The organism is Pseudarthrobacter sp. NIBRBAC000502772 (assembly GCF_006517235.1).
In the GTDB taxonomy this organism is placed as follows: Bacteria; Actinomycetota; Actinomycetes; order Actinomycetales; family Micrococcaceae; genus Arthrobacter.
In genome coordinates this window covers 2,192,979-2,218,799 of the sequence record NZ_CP041188.1, presented here as the reverse complement: position 1 = coordinate 2,218,799, position 25,821 = coordinate 2,192,979, and the positions used below count along the sequence as shown (strand labels likewise).

The window sequence follows — 25,821 nt, the reverse complement described above, 5'->3', positions numbered from 1 at the left end:
GAATCCTCAGCCACCGGTTCTCAGAATACGTGCTTGACGAACTAGTTCGCTTCAACCTCAGGTGCCGCCACGGAACCGCGGGCGTCAAGGTCGCGCAGCTGGCCTTCAATGTAGGCCTTCAGGCGTGAGCGGTAGTCGCGTTCGAAGCCGCGGAGTTGCTCTACCTTGCGTTCCAGGACGGAGCGCTGCTGCTCGAGGGCGCCGAGGATCTTCCGGGACTTCTCCTGGGCATCGTTGACCAGGCTGCTGGCCTCGATCTGGGCCTCTGCGATGATCTTGTCCTTCTGGGACTGACCGTCGGCGACGTGACGGTCGTGCATCTGCTGCGCCATGGCGAGCAGTCCGGCAGCGGACTCGGCCGAAACCGTGCTTCCGTTGGCTGCGGTGGGCGCAGCAGCCGGGACGGCCGCAACAGGTGCTACCGGCTCGGCTTCCTTCTTCTTGGCGGCGTCGGGAGCTTTCGCCTCGACCTCGGCCTTCGCCGGGGACTCAACCTTGTCAGCCTTGACGGGTGCGGGAACCTTCTCGACCACCGGGGCGGACGCAGCGGAGCTGGCCGGCACACCGGAACCTGATTCTGCAAGCTTCTTGCGGAGCTCGTCGTTCTCCTGGTTCAGGCGCCTGAGTTCCACAACGATCTCGTCCAGGAAGTCATCAACTTCATCCTGGTCGTAGCCTTCGCGGAACTTGGTCGGCTGAAAGCGCTTGTTGACAACGTCTTCTGGCGTCAAAGCCATCTGGTCACCTCATTGGTCTAGTTAGTCAGTAGGCCTTCCGGCCGTCAAAACTACGGTACCTAAATATTGTCTGGTTCCTCTAATTCAACACTGGGTGTCAAACCGGAGATTTCTTCGCGGCTCAGAGGGAGTTCCCATTCCAGGAACTTCGCCTGCGCCGCTAGGTCTTGTCGAAGATTACGCGAAACCCCTGGTGACCGCCATCGCGATGCTGACGGCGATGAACAGGACCAGAAACCCGAGGTCCAAAGTCACCCCGCCGAGCCTCAACGGCGGGATCAGCCTCCGGAGCCCCTTGAGGGGCGGATCGGTGATCGAGTACACCGTGTGGGCCACCACGAGGGCGACACCACGCGGACGCCATTCCCTGGCAAACATCTGGACCCAGTCAAAGACCAGCCGGATGATCAGCGCCACGAAGAACAGCAAAAGGGCGATATAGACAAGTCCGAAAACAATTCCCATGACTTAACTCATATCTCCATGTCCATTCCGGATACCGCGGTGCCCTGCCAATGTTTCTTGTCTATTTCAGCACAGATGCCAGACAGGTGTACCTGTCTGGCATCCGGAATAAGCTCAGGGCTAACTTTGATTGAAGAAGCTGGCCTGCGTCTCGCTGACCTTCTTGTCATCGCCAATGACCTCAATGTACGACGGTGACAGCAGGAAAACCTTGTTGGTGACGCGTTCGATGCTGCCCCGGAGACCAAAAACCAGGCCGGCCGAGAAGTCCACGAGACGCTTGGCGTCCGCTTCGCCCATGTCGGTGACGTTCATGATGACGGGGATGCCGTCCCGGAAACTCTCACCGATGAGCTTGGCGTCATTGTAGGACCGCGGGTGGATCGTGGTGATCTGCCGAAGCCCGGACGGTTCTTCGCGGCTTGAGGCCGCACGCTTGATGGGGGTCACTGGTGCGCGGTATTCCTCTTCGGGGGCGTGTGATGACTCTCGGCTGACGTCGCGGACGGTTGCCGGTGCACGGCGTTCCTCGCGGTCAACTTCCATCGAATCGTCCTCGTCCTTACGTGTTGTGGTGTGCTCGGACTCGTAGTGTTCATCGCCATCGGCGAGCCCAAGATAGATCATTGTCTTGCGCAGAGCGCCGGCCATGGTCGACTCCTAATCGTGTCCGTAGGCGGGCCGCCCAATGACTTGACAGCCTTGAATCCCCCGCCATTCACTTCCTATGGGTTCGACGCTACCCCACGTCAGGACGCGATCCGAGAATATCGGAACCGATTCGCAGGTGTGTCGCACCGAAACGGATGGCCGCTTCCAGGTCCTGGCTCATGCCCGCCGAGATGGCGGTTGCACCGGGATACTCCGCTACCAAGGCCGCCGAGATGGCTGCCAGCTTTTCAAACGCCGCCTCAGGACTGGTGCCCAACGGGGCGACAGCCATAACGCCCGCCAGTTCCAGTCCTGCCGCAGCCGCCAGCCGCTCGGCCAGGAGTGGTACCTCCGCCGCGGCCACGCCTCCGCGATGCGCGCCGGCGTCGTCGTCGAGGCTGACCTGGATGAAACAGTCCAGGGCCCCCCGGCCCGTCCGGTCCTGTTCCGCGGCGATGGCACGCTCGAGGCCATCAACCAGGGCCAGCCGGTCCACTGAATGGAGCGCATGGGCATACTTCACCACGGATTTCGCTTTTTTGCTCTGCAGCTGCCCGACGAAGTGCCAGTTAAGTCCGAGGCCCGCCAGTTCGGCCGCCTTCGAGGAGGCTTCCTGATCCCGGTTCTCGCCGACGTCACGGACGCCAAGGGCAGCCAGGCGCCTGATGTCGGCGGCCGGATGGAACTTGGTGACCACAATCAGCGTGGGCACTTCCCCCGCCCGGCCTGCATCCTGGACGGCCGCATCAATACGACGCTGCACGGCGGCGAGGCGCTCCGCCAGATCAGCCATCCGTCCGGCGTTGTCCTCCACAGTGCCCTCATTCATGCGACCACACCAGTCCCGCGAAGCGCCCTGTGGTGTTGGACCTGCGGTAAGAGAAAAGCTGTTCGTTTTCAAGCGTGCACGGACCCGCATATTCGATGACGACACCGGCAGCTTCAAGTTGGCTCTTCGCCCCTGCTGGGAGATCCAGTGCGGGCGTGCCCCAGGACGTGGCAGCCCATGTCGCCGGCACCTGGGCAGCTACTTGGGCGCGCAGTTCGGCGGGCACCTCATAGCAACGCCCGCAGATTGACGGGCCCAGCCAGGCACGGATGGCGGTGGCCCCGGCTGAGCGCATCCGCTCCACTGCCGCCGGGAGAATACCGTTTTCTATCCCCGGGCGGCCGGCGTGCACGGCGGCCAGGACCGGACCGTCTGGTCCTTCCCCTACGAGTACCGCCGGGATGCAGTCGGCCACCATCACCGCAAGCGGCAGCCCCCGCGACACCATGGCATCGGCGGTCGGCGCTGGCGTGGCCGGCTCCATCATTTCCACCGCAGTGCCGTGGACCTGCTCCATGAACCGGAGGGAACCACGGGTTAGGCCGGCAGCGTTCTCCAGCGCCTCCCGGCGCTGGAGAACATCAGCGGCGTTGTCCCCGACGTGCAGGGCAAGATTGCCGGCCTGGGTGTCTGTGAACGCCACACTCACGCCAGCAGACACTTCGGCCCGCCAATAGAACAACCCGGGCCCTACTTCAGGAAGTCGGGGACATCCAGGTCATCGACGCGGTTGCCCGAGAGGTCCGGCTCCACTACCGAGGGCAGGTCGACGTCGAAACCTGAGTCGGCGGGGACCGACGACGGGCGCTGCTGGCCCCAGTTACTCAGCCCCGACGCGCCGACTCCGGCGTGGACCGGCTGGACGTTGTGCTGGTGGCTGCCACCCGAGGTGGGGGCCTGAGCCGGTGCGGGTGCCGCTGCGGGCCGCTGCGGCGCAACCTGCGGCTGCGACTGGTCCATGGAGGGAGAGGTGGCCTTGACGTCGTCGAAACCGGCGGCAATGACCGTGACCCGGGCCTCGTCACCGAGTGCGTCGTCGATCACGGCACCGAAGATGATGTTGGCTTCGGGGTGGGCCACTTCCTGGACCAGGCGGGCAGCTTCATTGATTTCGAACAGGCCGAGATCGGAACCGCCCTGGATCGAGAGCAGGACACCATGGGCGCCGTCGATGGAGGCTTCCAGCAGCGGCGATGCAATGGCGAGCTCGGCAGCCTTCACCGCACGGTCTTCACCGCGGGCGGAGCCGATGCCCATCAGCGCGGAGCCTGCGCCCTGCATCACGGACTTGACGTCCGCGAAGTCGAGGTTGATCAGGCCGGGGGTGGTGATGAGGTCCGTGATGCCCTGGACACCGGACAGCAGGACCTGGTCAGCGGAACGGAAAGCGTCCAGGACGGAGACGTTGCGGTCGCTGATGGACAGAAGCCTGTCATTCGGGATGACGATCAGCGTGTCCACTTCGTCGCGGAGGGCGTCGATGCCCGCCTCTGCAGAACCCGCACGACGGCGGCCCTCGAACGTGAACGGGCGGGTCACCACACCGATGGTCAGCGCTCCGAGGGACCGGGCGATGCGCGCCACCACAGGGGCGCCGCCGGTGCCTGTGCCGCCACCTTCGCCGGCGGTCACAAACACCATGTCCGCGCCGCGGATGACCTCTTCGATTTCGTCGGCGTGGTCCTCCGCAGCCTGCTTGCCCACTTCGGGGTTGGCGCCTGCACCGAGCCCGCGGGTCAGCTCACGTCCGACGTCGAGTTTGACGTCGGCGTCACTCATCAGCAGCGCCTGGGCATCTGTGTTGATGGCGATGAATTCAACGCCCCGGAGGCCGACCTCGATCATGCGGTTGACTGCGTTCACGCCACCGCCGCCGATGCCGACGACCTTGATGACGGCCAAGTAATTCTGCGGAGCTGCCACGTTACGTGTCCCTTGTTCGTGTCCTATTGCGAAAACTGTGGAGTCGGGCTTGAAGCTTCGAACCTTAACCTTCGAGTTGAAGGTTATAGTTATGTCAAGTAACTCATGTCTGGAACGCTATTTCCTATGGTTCGGACATTCAATAACCGGAGCCGCGTGTCGCGGGAATACCGGGTAAATAAAGCGTTCAGCGCGTCACCGGATGCCGGGGCGCGCTCACATCGTACACACGGACGGGGTTCTTCGGGTCCGCGGGAACTTTGAGCAAGGCTTCAAGCACCTTGGCCTTGAGCTCCTTCTCCCCCGCATTCCCCCAAATAATGGTCTGACCGTCCACCAGTTTGAGCTCCACGGCGTCCACGGACTGGGCGGACGCGTTGGACAGCTTCGACAGCACGTCCAGCGGGAGTGCACCGAGGACCGCTGCGGTGGCCTGGAAGAGGTCCTTGCCGATGGTTCCCGCGCCGCCGTCGATCACGGGCAGGGCCACCGTGGCAGGGTCCGCAGGGCTGGCGAGGACCACGCCGTCCACATCCACCAACTGGTACTGCTCACCCTGTTTGACCAGGGCCACCGGGACCCGCTCCAAAACCTGGACCACCAACCCGGACGGCGGGCGTGCCTGGGTGGAGACGGACTTGATCTGGACGAGCGGCGCCAGGAGGCGGCTGACCTCCTCATCGCTGATCTGGGGCAGGGGTTTGCCCTTCAGGGGTTCCAGTGCGGCCTGCACCTGTTCGGGGGTTACGAGCCGGGTCCCGGAGACAGAGACGGTGCCTACGGCGAGTGCCGGCGAAAAGATTGCGGCGGCCAGCAGCGCGCAGACCAACGCCAGGACAGTGCCCAGGGTCACCAGGATGTTCCGCCTGAGGCGTTTTCCGGGCGGCTCCGGGAAGGCCAGCACGTTGTCGGTGCCCGCCGGCGTCCTGCCCGCAGGAGCTTTGCCCCCCGGCACCTTGCTTGCCGGGGCATTGTCTGCCGGCGCCCTGTCCGCGGTCCCCTTGTCCGCTGACCGTTTGCGGCCGGCGTCCTTCGCATTCTTGCGGTCGGGCAAACACGGGGGTCCGCCTCGGGGGCACGTTTGGAGGCAGAGATGACCTCCGGTTCCGCTGGCGCGGGTGGCTGCCGCCTGCCCGGTGAAGCGTAGGTGGGCCGGCGCGGACTACCCACCGAGAGCCTGCACGATCTGCGGTCCGAAGGCCGTGACATCCCCTGCCCCGACGGTCAGGATGATGTCACCGGGCCCGGCGGTGTCCGTAAGGGCAGCAACCGCCCCGCCCGGCTCCACCAGGCGTCCGCCGGGCGACAGGTGCTCGGCGATGAGCTGGCTGCTGACTCCGGGGATGGGATCTTCGCGCGCGGGGTAGATGTCCAGGACCAGGGCGGTGTCTGCCAGGTTCAGCGCTTCTGCGAATTCCCTGGCAAACTCCCTGGTGCGGGAGAACAGGTGCGGCTGGAACAGAACATGGACGCGGTGCCCGCCGGCCACGGACCGTGCAGCCGTCAGGGCGGCCCGGACCTCGGTGGGGTGGTGGGCGTAGTCGTCATAGACGCGCACGCCGCGCGCCTCCCCTTTCAGTTCAAAGCGCCGCGAAGCACCCGAGAAGTGCGCCAGGGCACGCGCAGCAGCTTCGGCGTCGACCCCCAGCTCCAGCGCGACGGCGACGGCGGCGGCGGCGTTCAGCGCGTTGTGCCTGCCCGGGACCTGCAGGTCCATGGCGAACCGCCCGGCGGGTGAGGAAACCGCCACGTCCCCGGGGCCGCCGTCGTGCAGGACCAGGTCCGACCCCTCCGAGGTGCCGTACAGCACCACCCGGGTGTTGCCGCGGGCGAGCGTGCGCTCTGCCAGGGCTGCTGCGCCGGCGTCGTCAGCGCAGGCAATCAGGACGCCGTCGGCCGGAAGCAGCGCCGTAAAGCGGTCGAAGGACTCGTAGACGGCCTCTGCGGTGCCGTAGTGGTCCAGGTGATCGGGTTCGACGTTGGTGACCACGGCAATCTTTGGCCGGTAGTTCAGGAAGGAGCCGTCCGACTCGTCCGCTTCGGCCACAAAGACCCCTGACGTGCCGTGGGCGGCATTGACGCCGAGCGCAGGCACGTTGGCGCCGATCGCAAACGACGGATCCATCCCGGCGCCCTGGAGCAGGACGGTGATCATGGAGGTGGTGGTGGACTTGCCGTGGGTGCCTGCCACGGTCACCACGAGGTCGTCCCCCATGGTGGCTGCCAGGGCCTCCGAGCGGTGCAGCAAGGGCAGTCCGGCCGCATGCGCGGCCACCAGCTCGGGGTTGTCCGCACGGATCGCCGAGCCGGCCACCACGGTCTGGGCATCCCCCAGGTTGGCTGCGGCGTATCCGACGGCGATCCTCGCGCCGGCAGCGGCCAGCTCCGCCATCACAGGAAGGTCCTTGGCATCCGAACCGCTGACGGCGACGCCGCGGGCCACCATGATGCGGGCCACGGCGGACATTCCCACGCCGCCGATGCCGATGAAATGGACGCGGCCCAGGGACTCCTGGCTGCGGATGCTTGCGGGGATCATGCGGATACCGCTTCCAGGACAAGGTCAGCCATGCGCTGATCGGCGTTTCTGATGCCAAGGCGGCGCGAGCTGGCGGCCATGGTGGCCAGGCGGCCGGGGTCTGTGACCAGGGGAATGAGCTTGCCAGCCACCCACTGCGCGGTGAAGTCCTTATCCGGGACCAGGAGTGCGCCACCGGCGTTAACGAGCCCCGCCGCGTTGAGCGCCTGCTCGCCGTTGCCGATGGGCAGCGGGACAAACACTGCCGGTACACCCACTGCGGCCACTTCACAGACCGTGGCTGCGCCGGACCTCGCCAGCAGCACGTCCGCGGCTGCGTACACCCGTTCCATGCCGTCCACGTACTCCAGCTGCCGGTAGCCCGGCGCGGCGAGCGGGCCGCCGTCGGGCCCCAAAACCGTCTTGCCGCGGCCGGTGATGTGGAGTGTCTGGATCCCCGCCGCGCCAAGGTCCTGGACGGCGGCGGCGACCGCACGGTTGATGCTCTGGGCGCCGGAGGAACCGCCGGTCACAATCAGCGTGGGCGAGGTGGGATCCAGGCCCAGTCCTTCGCGCGCGGCGGCGCGGGCAGTGTCCCGGTCCAGGCTGGAGATTTCGGTCCGCATAGGCATGCCCACATGGCGGGCGTGACGCAGGCGCGTGGTGTCGAAGGCCGTGGCCACGTGACGGGTCAGGAACGATCCCACCCGGTTGGCCAGGCCGGGCCTGGTATTGGCCTCATGGATCACGATGGGGATTCCCCGGCGCCGGGCGGCGAGGTACAGGGGTGTGCAGACGTAGCCGCCGACGCCCACCAGGACGTCGGCCGAGGCGTCGTCGAGGATGCGTCCGGACTGCCTGACCGCCCCGGCCAGCCGTGCGGGCAGCTTGAGGAGGTCAATGGAAGGCTTCCGCGGAAATGGCACGCGGTCGATGGTGGCCAGATCCAGGCCGGCGGCGGGCACCAGCCGGGTTTCCATGCCGGCGGGCGTGCCCACAGCGAGCAGCCTCGCTCCGGGCACGGCGGCACGCAGGGCGGCCGCGATGGCCAGCAGGGGGCTGATGTGGCCGGCGGTTCCGCCGCCCGCCAGGACAATGGACAGGTTCTGGGAAGTCATCTGGTGCTACGTACGCTTTCTTGCGGTTGTTGTGGGGCTCGCGGTTTTACGGGCAACGGTTGTCGTGCCGGCGGTTTTCCGGCCAGCAGGTTTGCGGCCTGCGGCTCCCCCGGCCTTCTTGGCGCCGAATTTGAGCAATTTCTTCGGCCTGAGGGCAGGCGCCATCTGTTCGCGGGCCAGCGAGAGCACCACCCCCACGGCGCAGAGCGACATCAGCAGTGCCGAACCGCCGTAGGAAATGAACGGCAGCGGCACGCCGATCACCGGCATCAGCCCCGTCACCACGGCCATGTTGACCGTGGCCTGCCCCAGCAGCCACACCATTATGGTGCCGGCCAGCACGCGGTGGAACATATCCTCCTGCGCCACCACTACGCGGTAGATGGCGGCGCCGAGGATGGCAAAAAGGACAAGCACGACGACGGTGCCCACCAGGCCGAGTTCCTCGCCGATGATGGCGAAGATGAAGTCGTTGTGGGCTTCCGGGATCCAGCTGTACTTCTGTCGGCTTTGGCCGAGTCCAACGCCGAACCAGCCCCCGGACGCGAGCCCGTAGAGCCCGTTGGTGGCCTGGTAGTTGGCGTCAATGCCGTCGGCACAGGACTGGCCTGTCCACCACGAGGTGATGCGGCACATGCGGTTTGAACTGGTGATGGCCATGACGGCCGTGCCGGCGGCCGCGGCCAGTGCAGCGAACCCGAACAGGTACAGCGGGACTCCGGCGAAGAAGAGGGCGGCAGCAGTGATCATCATGATGATCATGGCGGTGCCCAGGTCATTGCCCAGCAGGACCAGGCCGATGACGCCGCCCGCCAGCGGCACGGCGGGGATCAGCACGTGGGGCCAGCGCCGCAGCAGCTTCCCTTTCCTGGCCAGTACGGTGGCCATCCACAATGCCAGAGTCAGCTTGGACGCCTCGGACGGCTGGAAGGTGATGCCGCCCAGGTCGATCCAGTTCTTGTTGCCGTTGACTTCGTCTCCGATCAGCTGCACCAGGACCAGGAGGACAAAGGCCCCACCCAGCCCCGGCCAGGCCAGGCGCTTCAGCCAGACCACGTTGATGCGGGAGAGGACGAACATGGTGAAGATGCCGATGGCGGCGAACATTCCCTGCTTGAGGGCGTCGCCGTAGGGCGATTTTCCGGCAGCGATGGATTCGACGCTGGAGGCCGACAGCACCATCATGATGCCGATGGCGGTCAGGGCCAGCGTGGAACCAAGGATCAGGTAATACGTTGAGCCGTTCTTGGAGGTGCCGGTTCCTTCCAGCGTGGACCAGAAGGCTTGGTACCAGTCCCGGATCCGGTCCGGCAGGGTGATGGTGGACTTTACGGGAGAAGCGGGTTTCCCGGCGCGCGACCGGGGGCCGGCGACCGGGTGGGCGTGCTGACCATTGTTACTCCTCGCCGGTCGGGGCCTGCCCTTCCACCAGCTCGCGGACAGCTTCAATAAAGGCGTCGCCGCGGTGAGCATAGGAAGAGAACTGATCCATGGAAGCAGCTGCCGGGGCCATCAGCACGGTGTCGCCTGATGCCGCCAGCTGCGCCGCTGACGCAACGGCCCGGGACATCACGGCCGCGCCGGAATCCGGCGAGCTGTCCGTGGTGGCTCCGCCTGTTGCGGCAGTCTGCATATTTTCAGTGTCGCCCGGCGGCGTCGTGATCACGGGGACATCCGGCGCGTGTCGCTGCAAGGCCTCCGCAAGCGCGCCGGTGTCCGTACCGATGAGTACCACAGCCTTGAGCCGGGCGGCGTGGTCCCGGACCAGGTGGTCGTAGCTGACGCCCTTGGACAGGCCGCCGGCGATCCAGATGACGTTTTCAAAGGTGGCCAGTGACGCGGCTGCTGCGTGCGGGTTGGTGGCCTTGGAATCGTTGACCCAGAGCACGCCGTTCTGCTTGGCGACCGGCTGGATGCGGTGGTTGCCCGGGACGTAGTCCTGGATTCCCTGGCGCACGGCCTTCGCCTCCACGCCGTAGGCCCGGACCAGGGCTGCAGCGGCGAGGGCGTTCGCCACCATGTGCCTGGGTGCAAACTGCCCCAGGTCGGTCATCGATGCCAGCTCGGCGGCGCTGTCCCTGCGTTCCTCGATAAACGCGCGGTCCACGAGCAGGCCCTCCACCACGCCGAGCATGCTAATGGCCGGCGTGAGTGTGGTGAAGCCGACGGCCCGGCAGCCCTCCACCACGTCCGCGTCCTCAACCATCCGTACGGTCTCGATCTGTTCCGCGTTGAAGATGCAGGCCTTCTGGGTCCGCGCATAGACCTTGGCCTTGTCCGCGAGGTAGGAATTGTAGGAACCATGCCAGTCAACGTGGTCCTCAGCCACGTTCAGGCAGACGCTGGCCACCGGCGACAGCGTTTCAGCCCAATGCAGCTGGAAGCTGGATAGTTCAACCGCGAAGACGTCGTATTCCACGGGGTCGCGGAGGGCGTCCAGGATGGGGGTGCCCACGTTGCCGACCGCGATGGCCTTCAGGCCGGCGGCCTGCAGCATCGACGCCGTCAGGCCCACCGTGGTGGTCTTGCCGTTGGTGCCGGTGATGGTCAGCCAGTCAGCGGTCCTGTGCCCGGCCCGGACCCGCAGGCGCCAGGCAAGCTCGACGTCCCCCCAGACCGGAATGTGGGCGCGCGCAGCGGCCGCCAGGAGCGCCTGGTCAGGCCGCCAACCCGGGGAGGTCACGATGAGGTCGGGGAAGCTGCCATCGATCTTGGGGATCCTGTTGACGGCTTCCTCGCCCAGGAGCACGTCCACGGCGCCGACGATCTTTAGGGTGTCGGCCTGTGCCTTGGCTGTCTCGGACGTGGCGGCATCAACCACCACCACCCGGGCACCGAGTTCGATGAGGGTATCTGCCGCGGCGAACCCGGATACTCCGATGCCGGTAACGGCAACGCGGAGCCCTGCCCAGTCAGAGTCCCAACTGACCAGGTTTTGCAGGCGGGGAGAAACAGTCACAGGAGCACAACCCATTCAGCATAGAAGACACCCAGGCCCACGGCCACGAAGAGCCCGCCCAGGATCCAGAAGCGGACCACCACCGTGACTTCTGCCCAGCCCTTGAGTTCGAAGTGGTGCTGCAGCGGTGCCATCTTGAACACGCGTTTACCGCCGGTGGCTTTGAAGTAGCCCACCTGGATGATCACGGAGAGGGTAATCAGGACGAACAGGCCGCCGATGATTCCCAGCAGCAGTTCCGTCCGCGACAGGATGGCGAAGCCGGCGACCGCGCCGCCGATGGCCAATGACCCGGTGTCCCCCATAAAGATCTTGGCCGGCGAGGTGTTCCACCAGAGGAATCCCACGAGGGCGGCGCTCAGGATGGCTGCCAGGAGCGCCAGGTCCAGGGGGTCGCGGACGGAGTAGCAGCCGCTGCCGGCTTCCCGCGGCGACCCGCAGGCCTGGTTGTTCTGCCAGATGCCCATCAGCGTGTAGGCACCGAAGACCATGACCGAGGCACCGGCAGCGAGACCGTCCAGGCCGTCCGTCAGGTTCACGCCGTTGGTCGCCGCCGTGACGATCAGGTTGGACCAGAGGACAAAGAGGATTGCGCCGACCACCGTGCCGGCGAAGGCAAGGTCCAGCCAGGGGATGTCGCGGACCAGGGAGATTTTGGTCGAGGCCGGCGTCAGGCCGTCCGGGTCGGGAAAGTTCAGGGCCAGGATGGCGAAGGCTATGCCTACCGCGGCCTGGAGGATGAGCTTGGCCTTCGCGTCCAGGCCAAGGCTCCGCTGGCGGGAGATCTTGATGAAATCGTCCAGGAAGCCCACCAGCCCCATGCCGACCATCAGGAACAGCAGGATCAGGGCCGAGGCGGAGGGGCCTGCCGAATCCGGGTTCATCATCCACATAATCAGGTGGGTCAGCCCGTAGCTGAGCAGGACCGCGCCCACCACCACGGTGCCGCCCATGGTGGGAGTGCCGCGTTTGGTGTGGTGGGATGTGGGCCCGTCATCTCGGATGAATTGGCCGTAGCTCTTGCGGACAAGCAAGCGGATAAACAGAGGCGTTCCCACCAAGGCAAACAGCAGGGCAAGTCCTGCGCCGATCAGTAGTGCAATCACAGCAGTTCGCTCCCTTCATCGGTGGGTTCCGTGGATTGTGGGGGTAATGCTATCCGATCGCCCAGGTGCCGCAGTCCAACGCTGTTGGACGACTTGAAAAGCACGAGGTCGCCGGGCTCAAGCTCGGCGTTCAGGAGCGCATAGGCGTCCTCGGCGGTTTCGGCAAAGACGCATTCGTCGCCCCAGGAACCCTCCTGGACGGCGGAAACGTAAAGTGCGCGGGCTTCGCGGCCGACGACGACCAGCCGGGAAATGTTCAGGCGGACCACCTGGGTGCCCACAACGGTGTGTTCACGGATTGAATCGGGTCCCAGTTCCAGCATGGCGCCCAGGACGGCCCAGGTCCGCCTGCCGCGGCCAAGGTCGGCCAGCGTGCGCAGGGCCGCCCGCATGGACTCCGGGTTGGCGTTGTAGGCGTCGTTGATGATGGTCACGCCGTCAGCACGTTCGGTGCGTTCCATCCGCCAACGGCTGGCTGCTGACTGTGTGCTCAGCGATGCGGCGATGTCCTTGCCGGACACTCCGGCCGCGTGCGCGGCCGCTGCTGCGGCGAGGAGGTTGCCGGTGTGGTGGGCGCCGATGAGGCGGCTGCTGACGTGCAAGCCTGTTTCGGCGCCGGGCAGGACGAGCTCGAACTCCGGGTTGCCCTCAGCGTTTGTGTCCGGATTCTCGGCCCGAACGGTCGCGTCAGGGCGTCCTTCGGCCGAGAAGCCCAGCACGGTGGCGCCGGTGCGGCTGCGCATGGCAGCGACGCGGTCGTCGTCGAGGTTGATGACGGCGGTGCCGCCGGCGGCAAGGGCCTCCACCAGTTCACCCTTGGCCTGGGCAATGTTGTCCACGCCGCCAAACTCCCCTGCGTGGGCGGTGCCAATGCCGAGGACGACGCCGATGTCAGGCCTCACCATGTCGGCCAGGTAGCGGATATGCCCGATGCCTGTGGCGCCCATCTCGATCACCAGGTACCGCGTTTGGGTGTCGGCGCGGAAGACGGTGAGCGGTACGCCCACCTCGCCGTTGTAGGACCCCTGCGGGGCAACGGTGGCACCCTGCTGGGTGAGGATGCCGGCGAGGAGGTCCTTCGTGGTGGTCTTCCCCGCGGAACCGGTGATCCCGATGACGGTCAGGGCGTCGCCTGCGGCGGACCGGGCCTGGCGTATCCGGCGGACCGCCTCGGCGGCCAGCGCGCCCATGGCCAGCACGGCATCCTCTACCAGCACGGCCGGATAGTTGACGCCGTCCGGACCCGTTACGGGGCGTTCGGCGAGGACCAGCACCGCACCGCGGCTGAAGGCGGCAGCAACGAAGTCGTGGCCGTCGGCGTGCTCGCCAGGTTTCGCCACGTATAGCGACCCGGCGGCAGCCTCGCGCGAATCGGTGACCACCGAAAGGGGCGTGATCCCCGGATCGGCGTCCAGGCGTCCGTGTGTGATATCGGCGATTTCCGCCGCAGTAAGTGCAATCATCTCGGTCTAGGACTCTATCCGGTCGTCTCGGAGAACGGTGAATCCCCTGGCTGTCAAGGCGTTCCGCAGTTCCACACGGTCGTCCAGTGCAAGATTGACGCCCTTGACTTCCTGCCAGACCTCATGGCCACGGCCGGCCACAAGAATGGTGTCGGCCGGACCTGCCAGTTCCACGGCGCGCCGGATGGCGGCGTCGCGGGGATAAACCTCTTCGATGACACACTCCAGAGATTCCTGTTCGCGCGCCGCCCGTGCGCCCGCCAGCACATCTGCCCTGATGGCCGCAGGGTCCTCGTCGTGGGGGTCGTCATCCGTGACGACGACGATGTCGGCCATCTTTGCGGCGACGGCGCCCATGGCGGGACGCTTGCCCTGGTCGCGCTGTCCGGTGGCTCCGAAAACCACGATCACCCGGGAGCCGGGCAGCGGCGACCTGACCGCTTCCAGTGCCCGCGCCAAGGCATCAGTGTTGTGGGCGAAGTCCACGACGGCCGCCGGTTCTTCGGAGACGAGCTGCATGCGTCCCGGTACCGCCACGGTGAAGGGGTCGTGGTGGTCCAGGGCGGCCTGCACGGTGGCGGCGTCCATTCCGCTAGCCAGGACCATTACCGTGGCCAGTGCGGCGTTGGCGACGTTGAAAGCTCCAGGCAGGCCGGTGTGGACATTCAGGGTAACGCCGTCGGGTCCCTGCAGGCTGAAACCGGTACCCAGCCCGCGCGCGGACGTGGACGTTACGGTCCAGTCGGCGGGAGCTCCGCCGGGTGTCATCGAAAGGGTGGTGACCGGGATCCGTGCCGTGGCCGCAAGCCTGCGGCCCCATTCGTCGTCGACCGTTACAACAGCCCTAAGGGCACGGCGGGGCGTAAACAGCTCCGCCTTTGTGGCGAAGTAGTCCTCCATGGTGCCGTGCAGGTCCAGATGGTCCTGCGTCAGGTTCGTGAAACCGGCAACGTCGAAGAGCACACCGTCCACCCGCTGGAAGGATACGGCGTGGGAGGAGACTTCCATGGACGCGGCGTCCAGTCCCCGTTCCCGCATGAGGGCGAGCAAGCCGTGGAGATCCGGTGACTCCGGCGTGGTCAGGAGGCTGGGAACCGGTTCTCCGCCGGCCAGGATTTCGATGGTTCCGATCAGGCCGGTCTGCTGCCCGAGCGCACGGAGCAGGGCGTTGATGAAGTACGTGGTGGTGGTCTTGCCGTTGGTTCCCGTCACACCATACAAGCGCGGCGTCCGCCCAGCTGCTGGCTGGCTCTGGTAGATCATGGCGGACAGCGGCCCCACTACGTTGCGCGGTCCGTCCACCACAAGCACCGGGACCGAGGCTGCGGCGGTATCCGCTGACAGCGCGAGAAGGCGTGCGCCGGCGTCGTCGGTCAGGACTGCCACCGCTCCCCTGCCGACCGCCTGCGACACGAAGTCTGCGCCATGGCGGGAAGCACCAGGGAGCGCCACATACAGGTCGCCCTGCTCCACGGTTCGCGAGTTCAGTGAAATTCCCGTGACGCTGACGGCAGCGGAGGCGCCCGGGACCTGCACACCGATCGCGTCGCCGATCGTGTCCAGGCTGACGGCAGCAACTGCCGTAGGCCTGAACCGCGCGGGGGCCGGTTCCCCTGCCGGCCCCGCGTTGCTGGCTGATGCGTTCTGCTCTGACAAGGGAATCTCCGATGGTGGTGCTAGTGGATCATGCCCGCGGGAGACTGCTTCCGCTGCGGGCGTTGGGGAACTGCTGCCTGGCTTGATGCTACTTGGCGTACTGCGGCAGTCTGGCCGGTTCACCCGTGGACGGCTGGACGTTGTAAGTGCGCAGCGCCTGGCTCATGACCGAGCGGAACACTGGCCCCTGCGTAATGCCGTAGATATTGCCCTTGGGCCGCTGCAGCACCACCTCAACAATAAACCGGGGATCATCCATGGGCGCCATCCCCACAATTGAAGCGGTGTAGCCGCAGAACCCTGACTTCCCGTCGTCGCACGGCGATTCAGAGGTTCCGGTCTTGGCCCCCACCCGGTATCCGTCGATCGCGGCGTCCTTGATCTGGCCTTCGGTCACCGCGCTTTCCAGGATGTCCTGGACCTGCTGCGCGGTGCCGTCCGACACCACCTGGCGGGAAGGCTGCGGGGCGACTTTCTCCGCTGTTCCGTCGGGTGAAACGTACGCGTCAATCAGGCGCGGCTGGAGCATCACTCCGTTGTTGGCGATCGTCTGGAAGGCTCGGACTGTCTGCAGGGTGGACTGCGAAACGCCCTGGCCGAACAGCACCGTGTATTCCTGGCGGCCGTCCCACTGGTCCGCCGGTGTGAGAATCCCGGAGGCCGTAGCCGGCAATCCAATGTCCGGGGCTTCGCCGATGCCGAATTTCTTAAGCCAGTCGTACCGTTGTTCCTTGGTCAGCCGCGACCCGGCCGCCACGGTGCCGGTGTTCATTGACCAGCCCAGGATGCCGGCGAGCGTGCGCTCTTCGGTGCCATGGGTAAAGGCGTCTGTAAACGTCTGGCCGTCCACGGTGTACGACGGCCCGAGAGTGAACGTATCCAGGGGGCTGGATTTTCCTTCTTCAATCAAGGCGGCGGCCGTGATCATTTTCTGTACCGAGCCGGGCTCATACGCTGCGGTCACGGAGCGCACGCCGCGGTCCTTGGCAGCCACCCGTCCGGGATCGTTCGGATCCGGGGCATTAGTGTCCGCCATCGCGACAATGTCACCGGTCTTGGCATCCATCACGGTGATGACGCCCCACTCGGCGCCCTGTTTGTCCGACTGGCTCTGGATGGCCTGCTGGGCGAAATACTGGAGATCGGAATTGAGCGTGAGCTTGACGTCCTTGCCGTCCTCCGGCGGTGTCAGCTCATCCACGCCGACCGGAATCCGGAGACCGTCGGCACCGATCTCGAAGAGCCGCTTGCCGTCCTTCCCGCGCAGCAGCCCATCCTGGGTCTGCTCGATCCCCGCCTGGCCCGTGTTGCCGTCCTGGAGGAAGCCGATAATACCGCCGGCCACGGAACCGTTGGGGTACACGCGTTTGCTGACGCCCTCAGTGACGATGCCGGGAATACTGAGATCCGAGACCCTGAGCTCAACGTCCGGCTTCAGGTCCTTAGCGACGATGTGGTACTTCGATTCGCCCGTCACGGCGTTCCTGAGTTCGTCAGCGTCCATGCCCAGGACAGCCGCTAGTTCGCTGATGCCCTGCTCCCGACTGACTTCAACAAGTTTGTCCACGCCCTCCTCCAGGCGCCAGAACTTCTCTGTCTTCGTGTTGGTGGTTTGGTCCACCACAATGTTGTAGCGGATCACACTGTTGGCCAGGACCGTCCCGTTGGCGGCAAGGATGCTGCCGCGTTCGGCGGGGAGGGAAGTCTCGCGCATCCGGTAATCGAGCGCAGCTGCGGCCATCCCGCCCACGTCGAGCCCTTGGACGAAAAAGAGCTTGCCGCCCACCACCAATAGCAGCGTCAGCATAATGCCCAGGCCAAGGCGCAGCCGCTTGGTGGCGTTAGGGGCCTTGCCGCTTTTTGCCTTGCCCGTCCTCTGCGCCACCGTGATTCCCTTGCTCGCCTTGTTGCCTGTTTATTACCTGACTGGCTGCCCTTCAGCGGCTACCGGTTAGACCCGGGCACCTTCTGTTCGGGTGCCGGAACCGAACCGCCGTGGAGCTCCGCGGCACGTGCCGGTGGCGCGGGCGCTTCAGCCTGCGGTGCAGCGGCAGGTGCCGCTGCACGGGCCGGTGCAGGGGCCGCAGCCGGGGCCGGTTCCTCGGCAACCGGTTTACGGTTCGTCAGCGGCTCCCACTTCGTTGCCGGGGGAACCACGGTGAGCACTCCCTCTACGGCTGGAGCAGGGATAACCGATCCAGCCGCGCCACCCTTCACCGCCGGAGTTGCCTTGCCCGTGACGGCAAGGGTGGAGAGGTCGATCTGGCCTTTGACGGTCGAAGCCACCATGCCCAGGTCTGAGGCCTTTGCCGCCAGGTTCTGGGGCGCCTCGAAGTTTTGGACCTGCTGTGTCAGGTCCTGGTTCTGCTTGGTCAGAGTGTTTTGCTTACCCCTCAGTTCCACCAGCTGGTACTGCGAGGTAGAGACTGAGATGTTCAGGACCAGCACGGCCACGAGCGCAACAGCGAGCAGGGCGAAACACATCACCACAAACGGCGCACGGCGCTTCTTGGGGGCGGAACGCACCACAGACAGGGGTGTGCGTTCCCTGCGGCCGGTGCCAGAAGGAAGCGACCTGATCGCCGGGGCGCTGCTGCCGGAGACGACCGGAAAGTTCTTGACGGCGGCAGTGCTCATGCTTCTCTCCTGGCTCTGATACGTTCCACGGCCCGCAGCCTGGCGGAGGCCGCGCGCGGGTTCTCTGCAATCTCGACGGCGGTGGGTACCTCGGTGCCCTTGGTCAGGGTTTTGAGGAAGGCCTTGTGTTCCTCAAGCTCCACCGGAAATCCGAGCGGCGCGGAGGATTTGGAGCCAGCCTGGAAAACTGATTTGACGATTTTGTCCTCGAGGGAGTGGTAAGACATCACCACGATGCGTCCGCCCAGGGCCGTTGCTGCCACGGCGGCAGGCACAGCGCGCTCCAGCACGTCGAGTTCCTCGTTCACTTCGATGCGCAGTGCCTGGAACGTCCGTTTGGCCGGGTGGCCGCCCGATTTGGCGGCTGCCGCCGGCACCACGGAGCGGATCTGTTCCACGAGTTCCCCGGTGGTGGCGAAAGGCTTGACTGTCCTTGCCGCGACAATCCTGTTGGCGATCCGGCCGGCGAACTTCTCCTCGCCCCACTTCCGGATGATCCTGACGAGATCCTCTTCGCTGTAGTTGTTGACCACGTCCGCTGCGGTCTGACCGCGGCTGGTGTCCATCCGCATGTCCAGCGGAGCGTCAAAGGAATACGCGAAGCCACGCTCACGCTCGTCCAGCTGCAGGGATGAAACGCCCAGGTCCATCAGGATGCCATGAACCTGTGCCACGCCCAGGTCTTCGAGGACGTCGGCGATTTCGTCGTAGACGGCGTGGACCAGGTCAGTCCGGGAAGCGAAAGGCGCCAGCCGCTCCCCTGCCAGTACCAGGGCTTCCTCATCACGGTCGATGCCGATCAGGTGCAGATCCGGGAAACGCTCCAGCATGGCTTCGGCGTGGCCGCCCATGCCGAGGGTCGCGTCAATCGCGATGGGGGTTTCACCTCGGAGGCGGGCAGCTTCGAAGCCGGGGGCCAACAAATTGATGCACCGGTCCTTGAGGACCGGCACATGGCGTTCGGACGTTGGCTTCGGGTCATCGTTCATGCCTTCGTCCTTTCCTGCCGTGGGTGCTGGTGTGCTGCTTCTTGAGCCAGATCCCCATCCGCGCCTATCGACCTGCCGGCCTGGCTCCGGGGAAGTGAGCCAGGTTGACTGTCCGATGGGCGGCTGGAGATCTCGTTCAAGAAGCGTCCGCCGGGCCGTTCAGGTGATCATAGGATCCCCGGAATGGCATCGTCGGTTTCGGAGAAGGCGGTTTCCTTCTCCGCGAGGTACTCGTTCCATGCCTGGGCATCCCAGATCTCGGCCCGGGTTCCTGCACCGATAACGGCCAGTTCCCTGCCGAGGCCTGCGTACTCCCGGAGCGCGGCCGGAATGGTGATGCGCCCCTGCTTGTCAGGTACCTCGTCCGAGGCTCCAGAGAGAAAGACACGGATGTAGTCCCGGGCCTGCTTGGAGGAAATGGGCGCCTCCCGCATTTGCTCGTGGACACGTGCAAATTCCTGCTCACTGAAGACGTAGATGCAACGTTCCTGTCCCCTGGTGAGAACAAGCCCGCTGGCAAGCTCCTCACGGAACTTCGCAGGGAGGATAATTCGACCCTTTTCGTCCAGACGTGGCGAGTGTGTGCCCAGAAACACTGGCCCACCGCCTGTCTGCCGTCAGGAACTGCACATCCCCTGTGTTGCAACTACCCTCTTATGCCCTCCACATTACTCCACTTTCCACCACAGTCAACGCAAATCAGGCCAGTATTCCCCCATTTCAGGCCTTCGTCCCCCAAATGGCGCGGGAGCAGGTAGTGGATGGAAGTGGAGGGCCCGGCGCCGTTTCGGCGCGAACCATGACTGCCCGACGGCGGTGCCGGGCCGGCGTCGGGCTCTCATCTGACGAGGGCCGCGGGTCCGCGGTCCCCGGGCTCCCCAAACGAGGTAGCAGTAGCAGCCGGCTTGAGCGCTCAACGGACCCCTGCCGCTACCTGCCTCCGGGTTAAAAGCAGAAGACCCGCCGGGGCGGGTCTTCTGCTGCGGTCATCCTGACCGTGGGGAGGGAAATGGAGGACGGCACGGCCTATCGCCGTGGAACCGTTCTTGCAGGCGCTGCCCTAGGATTCGTCGCGGCGGCGCTCGTCCCAGCGTTCTTCCAGGCTGGACATAAATGAACTCCGGGGCTTCCCGGACTTACCGGTGCCAGACGCGGAGCGCTGCTTGCCGCCGGACGCGTTACGCATTGTGGCGAAGTACACACCCGCGCCCATAACCACGAAGCCCAGGACACCGACAAAGATGTTCGGGACTGTAACGCCGACCAGGAGCACGGCGATCCCCGCGAGGGCGCAGAGCACCCCAATCACGATGTGACGGGTGGACCACGTCCGCCCGGGATCCGAACCCATGGAATTCGCGAACTTCGGATCGTCCTCGTGCAGCTGCTTCTCCAGCTGCTCCAGCAGCTTCTGTTCGTGCTCCGAGAGCGGCATCACGACCTCCTTAAGTAGGCCAACGTCCGGGCTGGTCCCATCCCGTACTACTGCTCCGATAACGACCGACATGCCCGGGAGGTTCCCGCCCCGCCGACGATGGCGGAACGCGAACACCGGCATGCGGGCCATTGGAACTGCAGCATGTCCAAGAAGTCCGGCAATAACTGAGAACTATGTACATATAAGGATAGTTTGTCGGGGGCCGTTCTGAAAGACGGCCATCACCTCCCTGAAACCCGCAGGCAAGGTGCCGGCGCCCTGCTAGGACCCGTTTCCGGAATCCAGCAGACTCGCCGGGAGGACGGATTTGTTTCCGAACTTCCGGCTGACCTCGTCCAGGGCCTGTTCTGCTGCCCGCCAGTTGTCATCCCGGCGGTCAAAGCTCAGCTGGAGGGACGTATTGGCGGCGTCTTCGAGCTGCTCGGCCCGGATGCCAACCAGCCGCACAGTCATGGGACGGCTCCCCAATGATTCCAGGAGCTGGATGGCCACGGCATAAATCAGCTGGGCGCTGTCCACGGGTGTGTGCACAGTGCGGCTCCTGGTGATGGTGGAAAAGTCGGCGTAGCGGAGTTTCAACGCCACCGTCCGTGCCACCATCCCCGAACTCCGCAGCCGTCCTGCCGTCCGGTGGGAAAGCCGCAGCAATTCCCGGGCGATCAGCGCGTCATCGCCCGTGTCCACGGCGAACGTCTCCTCAGCCCCGATGCTCTTCTCGAGCCTCACGGGTGTCACGGGCCGCGGATCGATCCCCCACGACAACCGGTATACGTGCTCACCGGTGGCACCCAGCATTTTCTTAAGGGAGGACACCGGCGTGGCCGCCACGTCCGCCACCGTCCGGATGCCCATCCGGGCAAGGACGTCCGTAGTCTTCGCGCCGATTCCCCACAAGGCCCCGACAGGCAGGCTGTGGAGGTAGGGCACTGTCTCGTCGGGTCCAATCAGCAACAGCCCGTCCGGCTTGCAACGCGTGGAAGCAATCTTGGCGACGAACTTGCTGGCTGCAATGCCCACGGAGGCCGTAATGCCCAGTTCGGCAGCCACCCGGCGCCGGATCAATTCACCGATGACGCGCGGGGGTCCCAACCGGCGGATGGCGCCGCCGACGTCCAGGAAGGCTTCGTCCACACTCAGCGGTTCCACCAGATCCGTGATCGACTCGAAGATTTCCATCAGCTGGGCGGAAACCTCGTAGTACAGCTTGTGGCGCGGTTCAATGATGACCGCTTGGGGGCACATCCTGGCGGCGACCACCATGGGCATGGCGGACTTCACGCCGAACGCGCGTGCTTCATACGACGCCGAGAGGACCACTGAGCGGTCCGCGGGAAATCCAACGATCACCGGTTTGCCGCGAAGTTCCGGCCGCGTGCGAAGCTCCACGGAGACGAAGAAGGCGTCCATGTCCACGTGCATGATGCAGTTACGCCGGAGCTCACGAAGACCCGCTTCGGTGTACTGGATGTTCCGCTCAGGCCCCACACCGGCAATTGTATCGGTTGGTACTGACTAAACTGGAGGCTGAATCCGGCATCAACACCAGGAGGACAGTCCCTGTGACCGTCATGAGAAGTCTTAAGCCAACAGGATTAGCGGCACTGGCCGCGGGCGCAATACTGGCCCTCGCTGCCTGCAGCCCCGCGGAGCCCGGAGTGACATCATCCTCCCCAGTTACCTCCCCACCGGCGTCGGACGGCGCCAGCATCACCGCGTCCGCCAGTCCGACGGCGTCGCCGGGAACTTCCGCCACTGTTGGGACAATCGTCGCAGGGTTCCCGGAAACGCTGCTTCCCCTGATGCCCGGCGCCACTGTGATTTCGAGCAGCTTTGACAAGACCTCAACGCCCGCCACCGCGGCACTCGTGGCAAGCATCAATGCCCCGACTGCCGCCGTCGTGGATTTCTACACAAAGCACCTGGCGGCGCAGGGATTCAAAGCCGTCCCCGGCGACGCAGTGGGCGCCGTTGCTTCCAAGGACTTCGTCCGGAACGACTCCGAGACGGTCAACATCGCCGCCGTCGAAGCGGCCGGCGTCTCCACGTTCACCATCGGCGCCAACGTGGCTGCTGAGTCAGCCAAGTGAGCGTTTCGGAGCAGCTAAGGATTGAGCAGACTGCATTCGTCGCCGCCGTTGCCGGTGAGCTGACGGACTTCCTCACTACGCGGCAATCCCTGATGGCCGCCATATCACCCGATATCGATCCCATTGTGGGTTCCATTTCCAACCTGGTGACCGGCGGCAAAAGGCTCCGTGCACTAATGTGCTACTGGGGATGGCGCGGCGCGGGCGGTGAGCCGGCGGCCCAGGAAATCGTGACGGCGGGATCGGCCCTGGAGCTTTTCCAGGCAGCTGCCCTGATCCATGACGACATCATTGACCGCTCGGACACGCGGCGGGGCGGCCCCAGCGTGCATCGCCGCTTCAGCCAGCTGCACCACGCACAGGGCTGGGCTCTGGACAGCGAGCGGTTTGGGCAGGCAGCCGCGATCCTCACCGGGGATCTTTGCCTCTCGTTCAGCGAGGAGGCCTTCACGGACATCGGCGCACAGGCGGCTGCAGGCAGCCGGGCACGGCTGATCTTCAACCTCATGCGTGCCGAGGTGATGGCGGGGCAGTATCTTGACATCCTGGAGGAAGTGGCCGGTCCTGTCCGGGACCGGGCCGGAGCAGTGACACGGGCACAGTCCATCATCAGGTTCAAGTCCGCCAAATATTCCACTGAGCACCCGCTGGCGCTTGGCGGCGCCTTGGCGGACGCTCCGGACGAGTTGCTCCGGGGCTACTCGGCCTTCGCGTTGCCGCTGGGCGAGGCGTTCCAACTGCGCGACGACGTCCTGGGCGTCTTTGGGGACCCTGTCACCACGGGCAAGCCTGCAGGTGACGATCTCCGCGAAGGCAAGCGGACCGTACTCATTGCCCTCGCGCTGGGCCAGGCATCAACGGCAGAATCGGCGTTTATCGATGCGAAGCTGGGCAGCCCTGACCTGGGGGACGCCGATGTGGCCGAGATCCGCCGGATCATCGAAGAGTCGGGGGCGCTTCAGGCCACTGAAGTGCTGATCAACGAATTTGGCGCCGCGGCGTACGACGCACTGGAACAGCTGCCGCTGGAAGAACTGCCCAAGACTGCCCTGCGGAAGCTGGCGGAAGCGACGGTCAGCCGCGCATCCTGACGTTGGCGCCAGTCTTGGCCACGTCCGCGGGCCCGGCGTCGTCCGGGCCCTTGGTGCTGCTTACCAGGCCAGGGTCTGGGCCCGGCGCCTGATTTCCGTCTTGCGGCCTTCCCGCAATGCATCAATCGGCCGGCCGCGGAGCGACTCGTCGGGGGTAAACAGCCAGACGATGAGATCTTCGTCGGAATAGCCGGCGTCCGCCAGGACCACAATGGTCCCTTTGAGACTGTCGACAACCTGGCCGTCCAGGATAAACGCGGCCGGAACTGAGCGTATCCGGCGCTCCCCGACCCGCAGGGCCGCCAAAGCGCGTTCATCAATAAGGCCATGGACTCTCGTAATCGAAACGTCCAACAACTGCGCGACATCCGGCAGGGGCAGCCACTCGCCCACAAGGCTTTCTACGTTACTCACGGATCAAGGTTGCCACGGCCGGAGCCCTGCCGCCTAGTCGGGATTGGCCGCCATTGCCGCGAATCACGCGACACTCCATAAAACTCTTTATTCTGCGTGGGGCCGAATTCTTGTGCTATGCGAACTTTCGTGAGAGATTCACATAGATCACATTTGAAACATCAATAACTTAAGTAACACTAGTATCAATAGTCACATCGCATTTTCGGCCCCCGGCAGTTGAAGAAGAGGATTCTTTCCATGACGACGTCCCGCTCGCCAAAGCAGCCCTCCAGGCAGAGCCTGCCCATGATTGCTGTCACCACAGCAGCGCTTCCTGCGGTTGTCCTGTCGTCGTTGGCCCTCGCCCAGCCTGCTGCCGCAGAGGCCCCTGCCCGCGCTATTCCGGCAACCCTTGCCGCTGCGATGAAGGCCCAGGCAGCCGAACCTAAGGCTGCCCTGATCCCGGCGGCCTCGGTTTCCACTACTATTCCGGCCGCCTTCCAGCCCATGCAGCCGGCGGCTCCCGCGGAATACACCGTTGCCCGGGGCGACACCATCAGCGGAATCGCCGGCAAATTCGGTCTGGACACGTACGAGGTCCTTAAGCTCAACAACCTCCAGCCGAACACCATCATCTACCCCGGCCAGAAGATCAAGCTGTCGGGCACGGGTTCCGCCCCCGCCCCGGCTCCTGCGGCCCCTGCCGCGGCCGCTCCGGCCAATGCCGGAGGCAGCTACACCGTAAAGTCCGGCGATACGCTCGGCGCCATCGCAGCCCGGCACAGTGTCAGCCTCTCGGACGTTTTCAACTGGAACGGCCTGAACATGCGCTCCATCATCTACCCCGGCCAGAAGATCAAGGTCGGCGCAGGTGCTCCCGCGGCCCCGGCTGCGCCGGCTTCGGCCGTGCAGCCTACTTCCGCTCCCGCAGCGCCCGCTCCCGCGCCTGCTCCTGCGCCTGCTCCTGCTGCGCCAGCTCCCGGCGGTTCGTACACGATCAAGGCCGGCGACACCCTGTCAGCGATCGCCTCCCGGCACGGCGTCAAGCTCTCGGACATTCTGGCGGCCAACCAGCTGAGCATGACCACTGTCATCTACCCCGGCAACAAGCTGGTCATTCCCGGCGCCTCCCTTCAGCCCGCTTCCTCCACCCCGGCCGCCCCGGCGGCCCCCGCCGCCCCGCTGGTGCCGAGCTCCTTCCTGGGTTTCACGTACCCCGCTGCCGTTGTGAGCTCTGCCAACGAGAACAAGGCCTTGCTGAACGCCTCTCCCGTACCGTCCCGGGCCGAGATGCGCGCAATTGTGGCCGACACGGCACGCCAGATGGGAGTGGACCCCACCCTGGCCCTGGCCTTCGCGCACCAGGAGTCCGGCTTTAACCAGCGTGCGGTTTCACCTGCCAACGCGATCGGCACCATGCAGGTCATCCCGTCCTCCGGGCAGTGGGCCTCAGACCTCGTAGGGCGGAAGCTCAACCTGCTGGACCCCTACGACAACGCGACGGCCGGCGTGGCGATCATCAAGCGGCTTATCGCCACCAGCAAGGACCTCGACACAGCAATTGCGGGGTACTACCAGGGCCAGTACTCTGTCAGCAAATACGGCATGTACGACGACACCAAGACCTACGTAGCTGCCATCAAGGCGCACCAGAAGAACTTCGGCTAAGCCGCCGCGCCATGATTCCCCGGGCTTGCTGAAGCCGGCCCAACGGGGTAACGATAAGGGTCCGGACCGCACGTCGGTTCGGACCCTTTT

The 25,821-nt window shown here is 65.3% G+C and carries 23 protein-coding genes and 1 pseudogene; 3 read left to right on the top strand and 21 right to left on the bottom strand.

Translation table 11 applies throughout. The features are described from left to right. Window positions 1-41 precede the first annotated feature (41 nt). From NIBR502772_RS10305 to dinB, 20 genes and pseudogenes are all read right to left on the bottom strand, one after another. On the bottom strand, window positions 42-737 hold the full coding sequence (locus tag NIBR502772_RS10305) for a DivIVA domain-containing protein (protein WP_141140103.1): 696 nt from the start codon (window positions 735-737) through the stop codon (window positions 42-44). Between the two features lie 177 nt (window positions 738-914). After that, window positions 915-1,202 carry a YggT family protein gene (locus NIBR502772_RS10300; RefSeq protein ID WP_056342216.1) on the bottom strand — a complete coding sequence of 96 codons (288 nt, stop codon included), beginning with the start codon at window positions 1,200-1,202 and terminating at the stop codon, window positions 915-917. A 120-nt stretch (window positions 1,203-1,322) separates the two neighbouring features. Continuing rightward, window positions 1,323-1,853: a cell division protein SepF gene (locus NIBR502772_RS10295; protein WP_141140102.1), complete on the bottom strand. Its 531-nt coding sequence runs from the start codon at window positions 1,851-1,853 to the stop codon at window positions 1,323-1,325. A gap of 88 nt (window positions 1,854-1,941) precedes the next feature. After that, the gene (locus tag NIBR502772_RS10290) at window positions 1,942-2,682 is read right to left on the bottom strand and encodes a YggS family pyridoxal phosphate-dependent enzyme (protein ID WP_141140101.1); all 741 of its coding nucleotides are present in this window, start codon (window positions 2,680-2,682) and stop codon (window positions 1,942-1,944) included. Continuing rightward, complete coding sequence (locus NIBR502772_RS10285; protein ID WP_141140100.1) at window positions 2,675-3,364, bottom strand: polyphenol oxidase family protein; 690 nt, start codon at window positions 3,362-3,364, stop codon at window positions 2,675-2,677. Before NIBR502772_RS10285 ends, NIBR502772_RS10290 begins: the two co-directional genes overlap by 8 nt. Window positions 3,365-3,372: 8 nt before the next feature. Continuing rightward, window positions 3,373-4,605 (bottom strand): cell division protein FtsZ, encoded by a 1,233-nt coding sequence (ftsZ, locus tag NIBR502772_RS10280; protein WP_141140099.1) that lies wholly within the window; start codon window positions 4,603-4,605, stop codon window positions 3,373-3,375. Between the two features lie 187 nt (window positions 4,606-4,792). Further along, window positions 4,793-5,659, bottom strand: a complete 867-nt coding sequence (locus tag NIBR502772_RS10275) for a cell division protein FtsQ/DivIB (RefSeq protein ID WP_141140098.1) — start codon at window positions 5,657-5,659, stop codon at window positions 4,793-4,795. 108 nt (window positions 5,660-5,767) lie between these two features. After that, window positions 5,768-7,144 (bottom strand): UDP-N-acetylmuramate--L-alanine ligase, encoded by a 1,377-nt coding sequence (gene murC / locus NIBR502772_RS10270; RefSeq protein WP_141140097.1) that lies wholly within the window; start codon window positions 7,142-7,144, stop codon window positions 5,768-5,770. Continuing rightward, window positions 7,141-8,241, bottom strand: a complete 1,101-nt coding sequence (gene murG / locus NIBR502772_RS10265) for an undecaprenyldiphospho-muramoylpentapeptide beta-N-acetylglucosaminyltransferase (RefSeq protein ID WP_141140096.1) — start codon at window positions 8,239-8,241, stop codon at window positions 7,141-7,143. The genes murC and murG overlap by 4 nt, the downstream gene beginning before the upstream one ends. A gap of 111 nt (window positions 8,242-8,352) precedes the next feature. Then, window positions 8,353-9,635 (bottom strand): annotated as a pseudogene (gene ftsW, locus NIBR502772_RS10260) (putative lipid II flippase FtsW); the annotation flags it as partial. A gap of 2 nt (window positions 9,636-9,637) precedes the next feature. Further along, on the bottom strand, window positions 9,638-11,215 hold the full coding sequence (murD, locus tag NIBR502772_RS10255; RefSeq protein WP_210412425.1) for a UDP-N-acetylmuramoyl-L-alanine--D-glutamate ligase: 1,578 nt from the start codon (window positions 11,213-11,215) through the stop codon (window positions 9,638-9,640). Further along, the gene (mraY, locus tag NIBR502772_RS10250; protein WP_104063534.1) at window positions 11,197-12,306 is read right to left on the bottom strand and encodes a phospho-N-acetylmuramoyl-pentapeptide-transferase; all 1,110 of its coding nucleotides are present in this window, start codon (window positions 12,304-12,306) and stop codon (window positions 11,197-11,199) included. The genes murD and mraY overlap by 19 nt, the downstream gene beginning before the upstream one ends. Continuing rightward, window positions 12,303-13,769 (bottom strand): UDP-N-acetylmuramoyl-tripeptide--D-alanyl-D-alanine ligase, encoded by a 1,467-nt coding sequence (murF, locus tag NIBR502772_RS10245; protein ID WP_141140094.1) that lies wholly within the window; start codon window positions 13,767-13,769, stop codon window positions 12,303-12,305. Before murF ends, mraY begins: the two co-directional genes overlap by 4 nt. A gap of 6 nt (window positions 13,770-13,775) precedes the next feature. Beyond that, complete coding sequence (locus tag NIBR502772_RS10240; protein ID WP_141140093.1) at window positions 13,776-15,425, bottom strand: UDP-N-acetylmuramoyl-L-alanyl-D-glutamate--2,6-diaminopimelate ligase; 1,650 nt, start codon at window positions 15,423-15,425, stop codon at window positions 13,776-13,778. A gap of 88 nt (window positions 15,426-15,513) precedes the next feature. Next, on the bottom strand, window positions 15,514-17,310 hold the full coding sequence (locus NIBR502772_RS10235; RefSeq protein ID WP_210412424.1) for a penicillin-binding protein 2: 1,797 nt from the start codon (window positions 17,308-17,310) through the stop codon (window positions 15,514-15,516). Between the two features lie 59 nt (window positions 17,311-17,369). Continuing rightward, window positions 17,370-18,062, bottom strand: a complete 693-nt coding sequence (locus NIBR502772_RS10230; protein ID WP_141140092.1) for a hypothetical protein — start codon at window positions 18,060-18,062, stop codon at window positions 17,370-17,372. After that, window positions 18,059-19,051 carry a 16S rRNA (cytosine(1402)-N(4))-methyltransferase RsmH gene (rsmH, locus tag NIBR502772_RS10225; RefSeq protein WP_104063530.1) on the bottom strand — a complete coding sequence of 331 codons (993 nt, stop codon included), beginning with the start codon at window positions 19,049-19,051 and terminating at the stop codon, window positions 18,059-18,061. Before rsmH ends, NIBR502772_RS10230 begins: the two co-directional genes overlap by 4 nt. Window positions 19,052-19,218: 167 nt before the next feature. Then, complete coding sequence (gene mraZ / locus NIBR502772_RS10220) at window positions 19,219-19,647, bottom strand: division/cell wall cluster transcriptional repressor MraZ (RefSeq protein WP_058929387.1); 429 nt, start codon at window positions 19,645-19,647, stop codon at window positions 19,219-19,221. 464 nt (window positions 19,648-20,111) lie between these two features. Then, window positions 20,112-20,486 (bottom strand): DUF3040 domain-containing protein, encoded by a 375-nt coding sequence (locus NIBR502772_RS10215; RefSeq protein ID WP_141140091.1) that lies wholly within the window; start codon window positions 20,484-20,486, stop codon window positions 20,112-20,114. A gap of 264 nt (window positions 20,487-20,750) precedes the next feature. Continuing rightward, window positions 20,751-21,908, bottom strand: coding sequence for a DNA polymerase IV (gene dinB / locus NIBR502772_RS10210; RefSeq protein ID WP_141142025.1), 1,158 nt, complete (start codon window positions 21,906-21,908; stop codon window positions 20,751-20,753). Between the two features lie 140 nt (window positions 21,909-22,048). Here dinB and NIBR502772_RS10205 point away from each other — a divergent pair, with 140 nt between their 5' ends. Beyond that, the gene (locus NIBR502772_RS10205) at window positions 22,049-22,576 is read left to right on the top strand and encodes a hypothetical protein (RefSeq protein ID WP_141140090.1); all 528 of its coding nucleotides are present in this window, start codon (window positions 22,049-22,051) and stop codon (window positions 22,574-22,576) included. Further along, window positions 22,573-23,667 (top strand): polyprenyl synthetase family protein, encoded by a 1,095-nt coding sequence (locus NIBR502772_RS10200; RefSeq protein WP_141140089.1) that lies wholly within the window; start codon window positions 22,573-22,575, stop codon window positions 23,665-23,667. The genes NIBR502772_RS10205 and NIBR502772_RS10200 overlap by 4 nt, the downstream gene beginning before the upstream one ends. 60 nt (window positions 23,668-23,727) lie before the next feature. Here the strand turns inward: NIBR502772_RS10200 and NIBR502772_RS10195 are convergent, their stop codons facing one another. Next, the gene (locus tag NIBR502772_RS10195) at window positions 23,728-24,081 is read right to left on the bottom strand and encodes an Rv2175c family DNA-binding protein (protein WP_058929391.1); all 354 of its coding nucleotides are present in this window, start codon (window positions 24,079-24,081) and stop codon (window positions 23,728-23,730) included. A 240-nt stretch (window positions 24,082-24,321) separates the two neighbouring features. Between NIBR502772_RS10195 and NIBR502772_RS10190 the strand changes: the two genes are divergently transcribed. Then, a complete protein-coding gene (locus tag NIBR502772_RS10190; protein ID WP_141140088.1) occupies window positions 24,322-25,731 on the top strand; it encodes a lytic transglycosylase domain-containing protein in 1,410 nt (469 codons plus the stop codon). Window positions 25,732-25,821 lie beyond the last annotated feature (90 nt).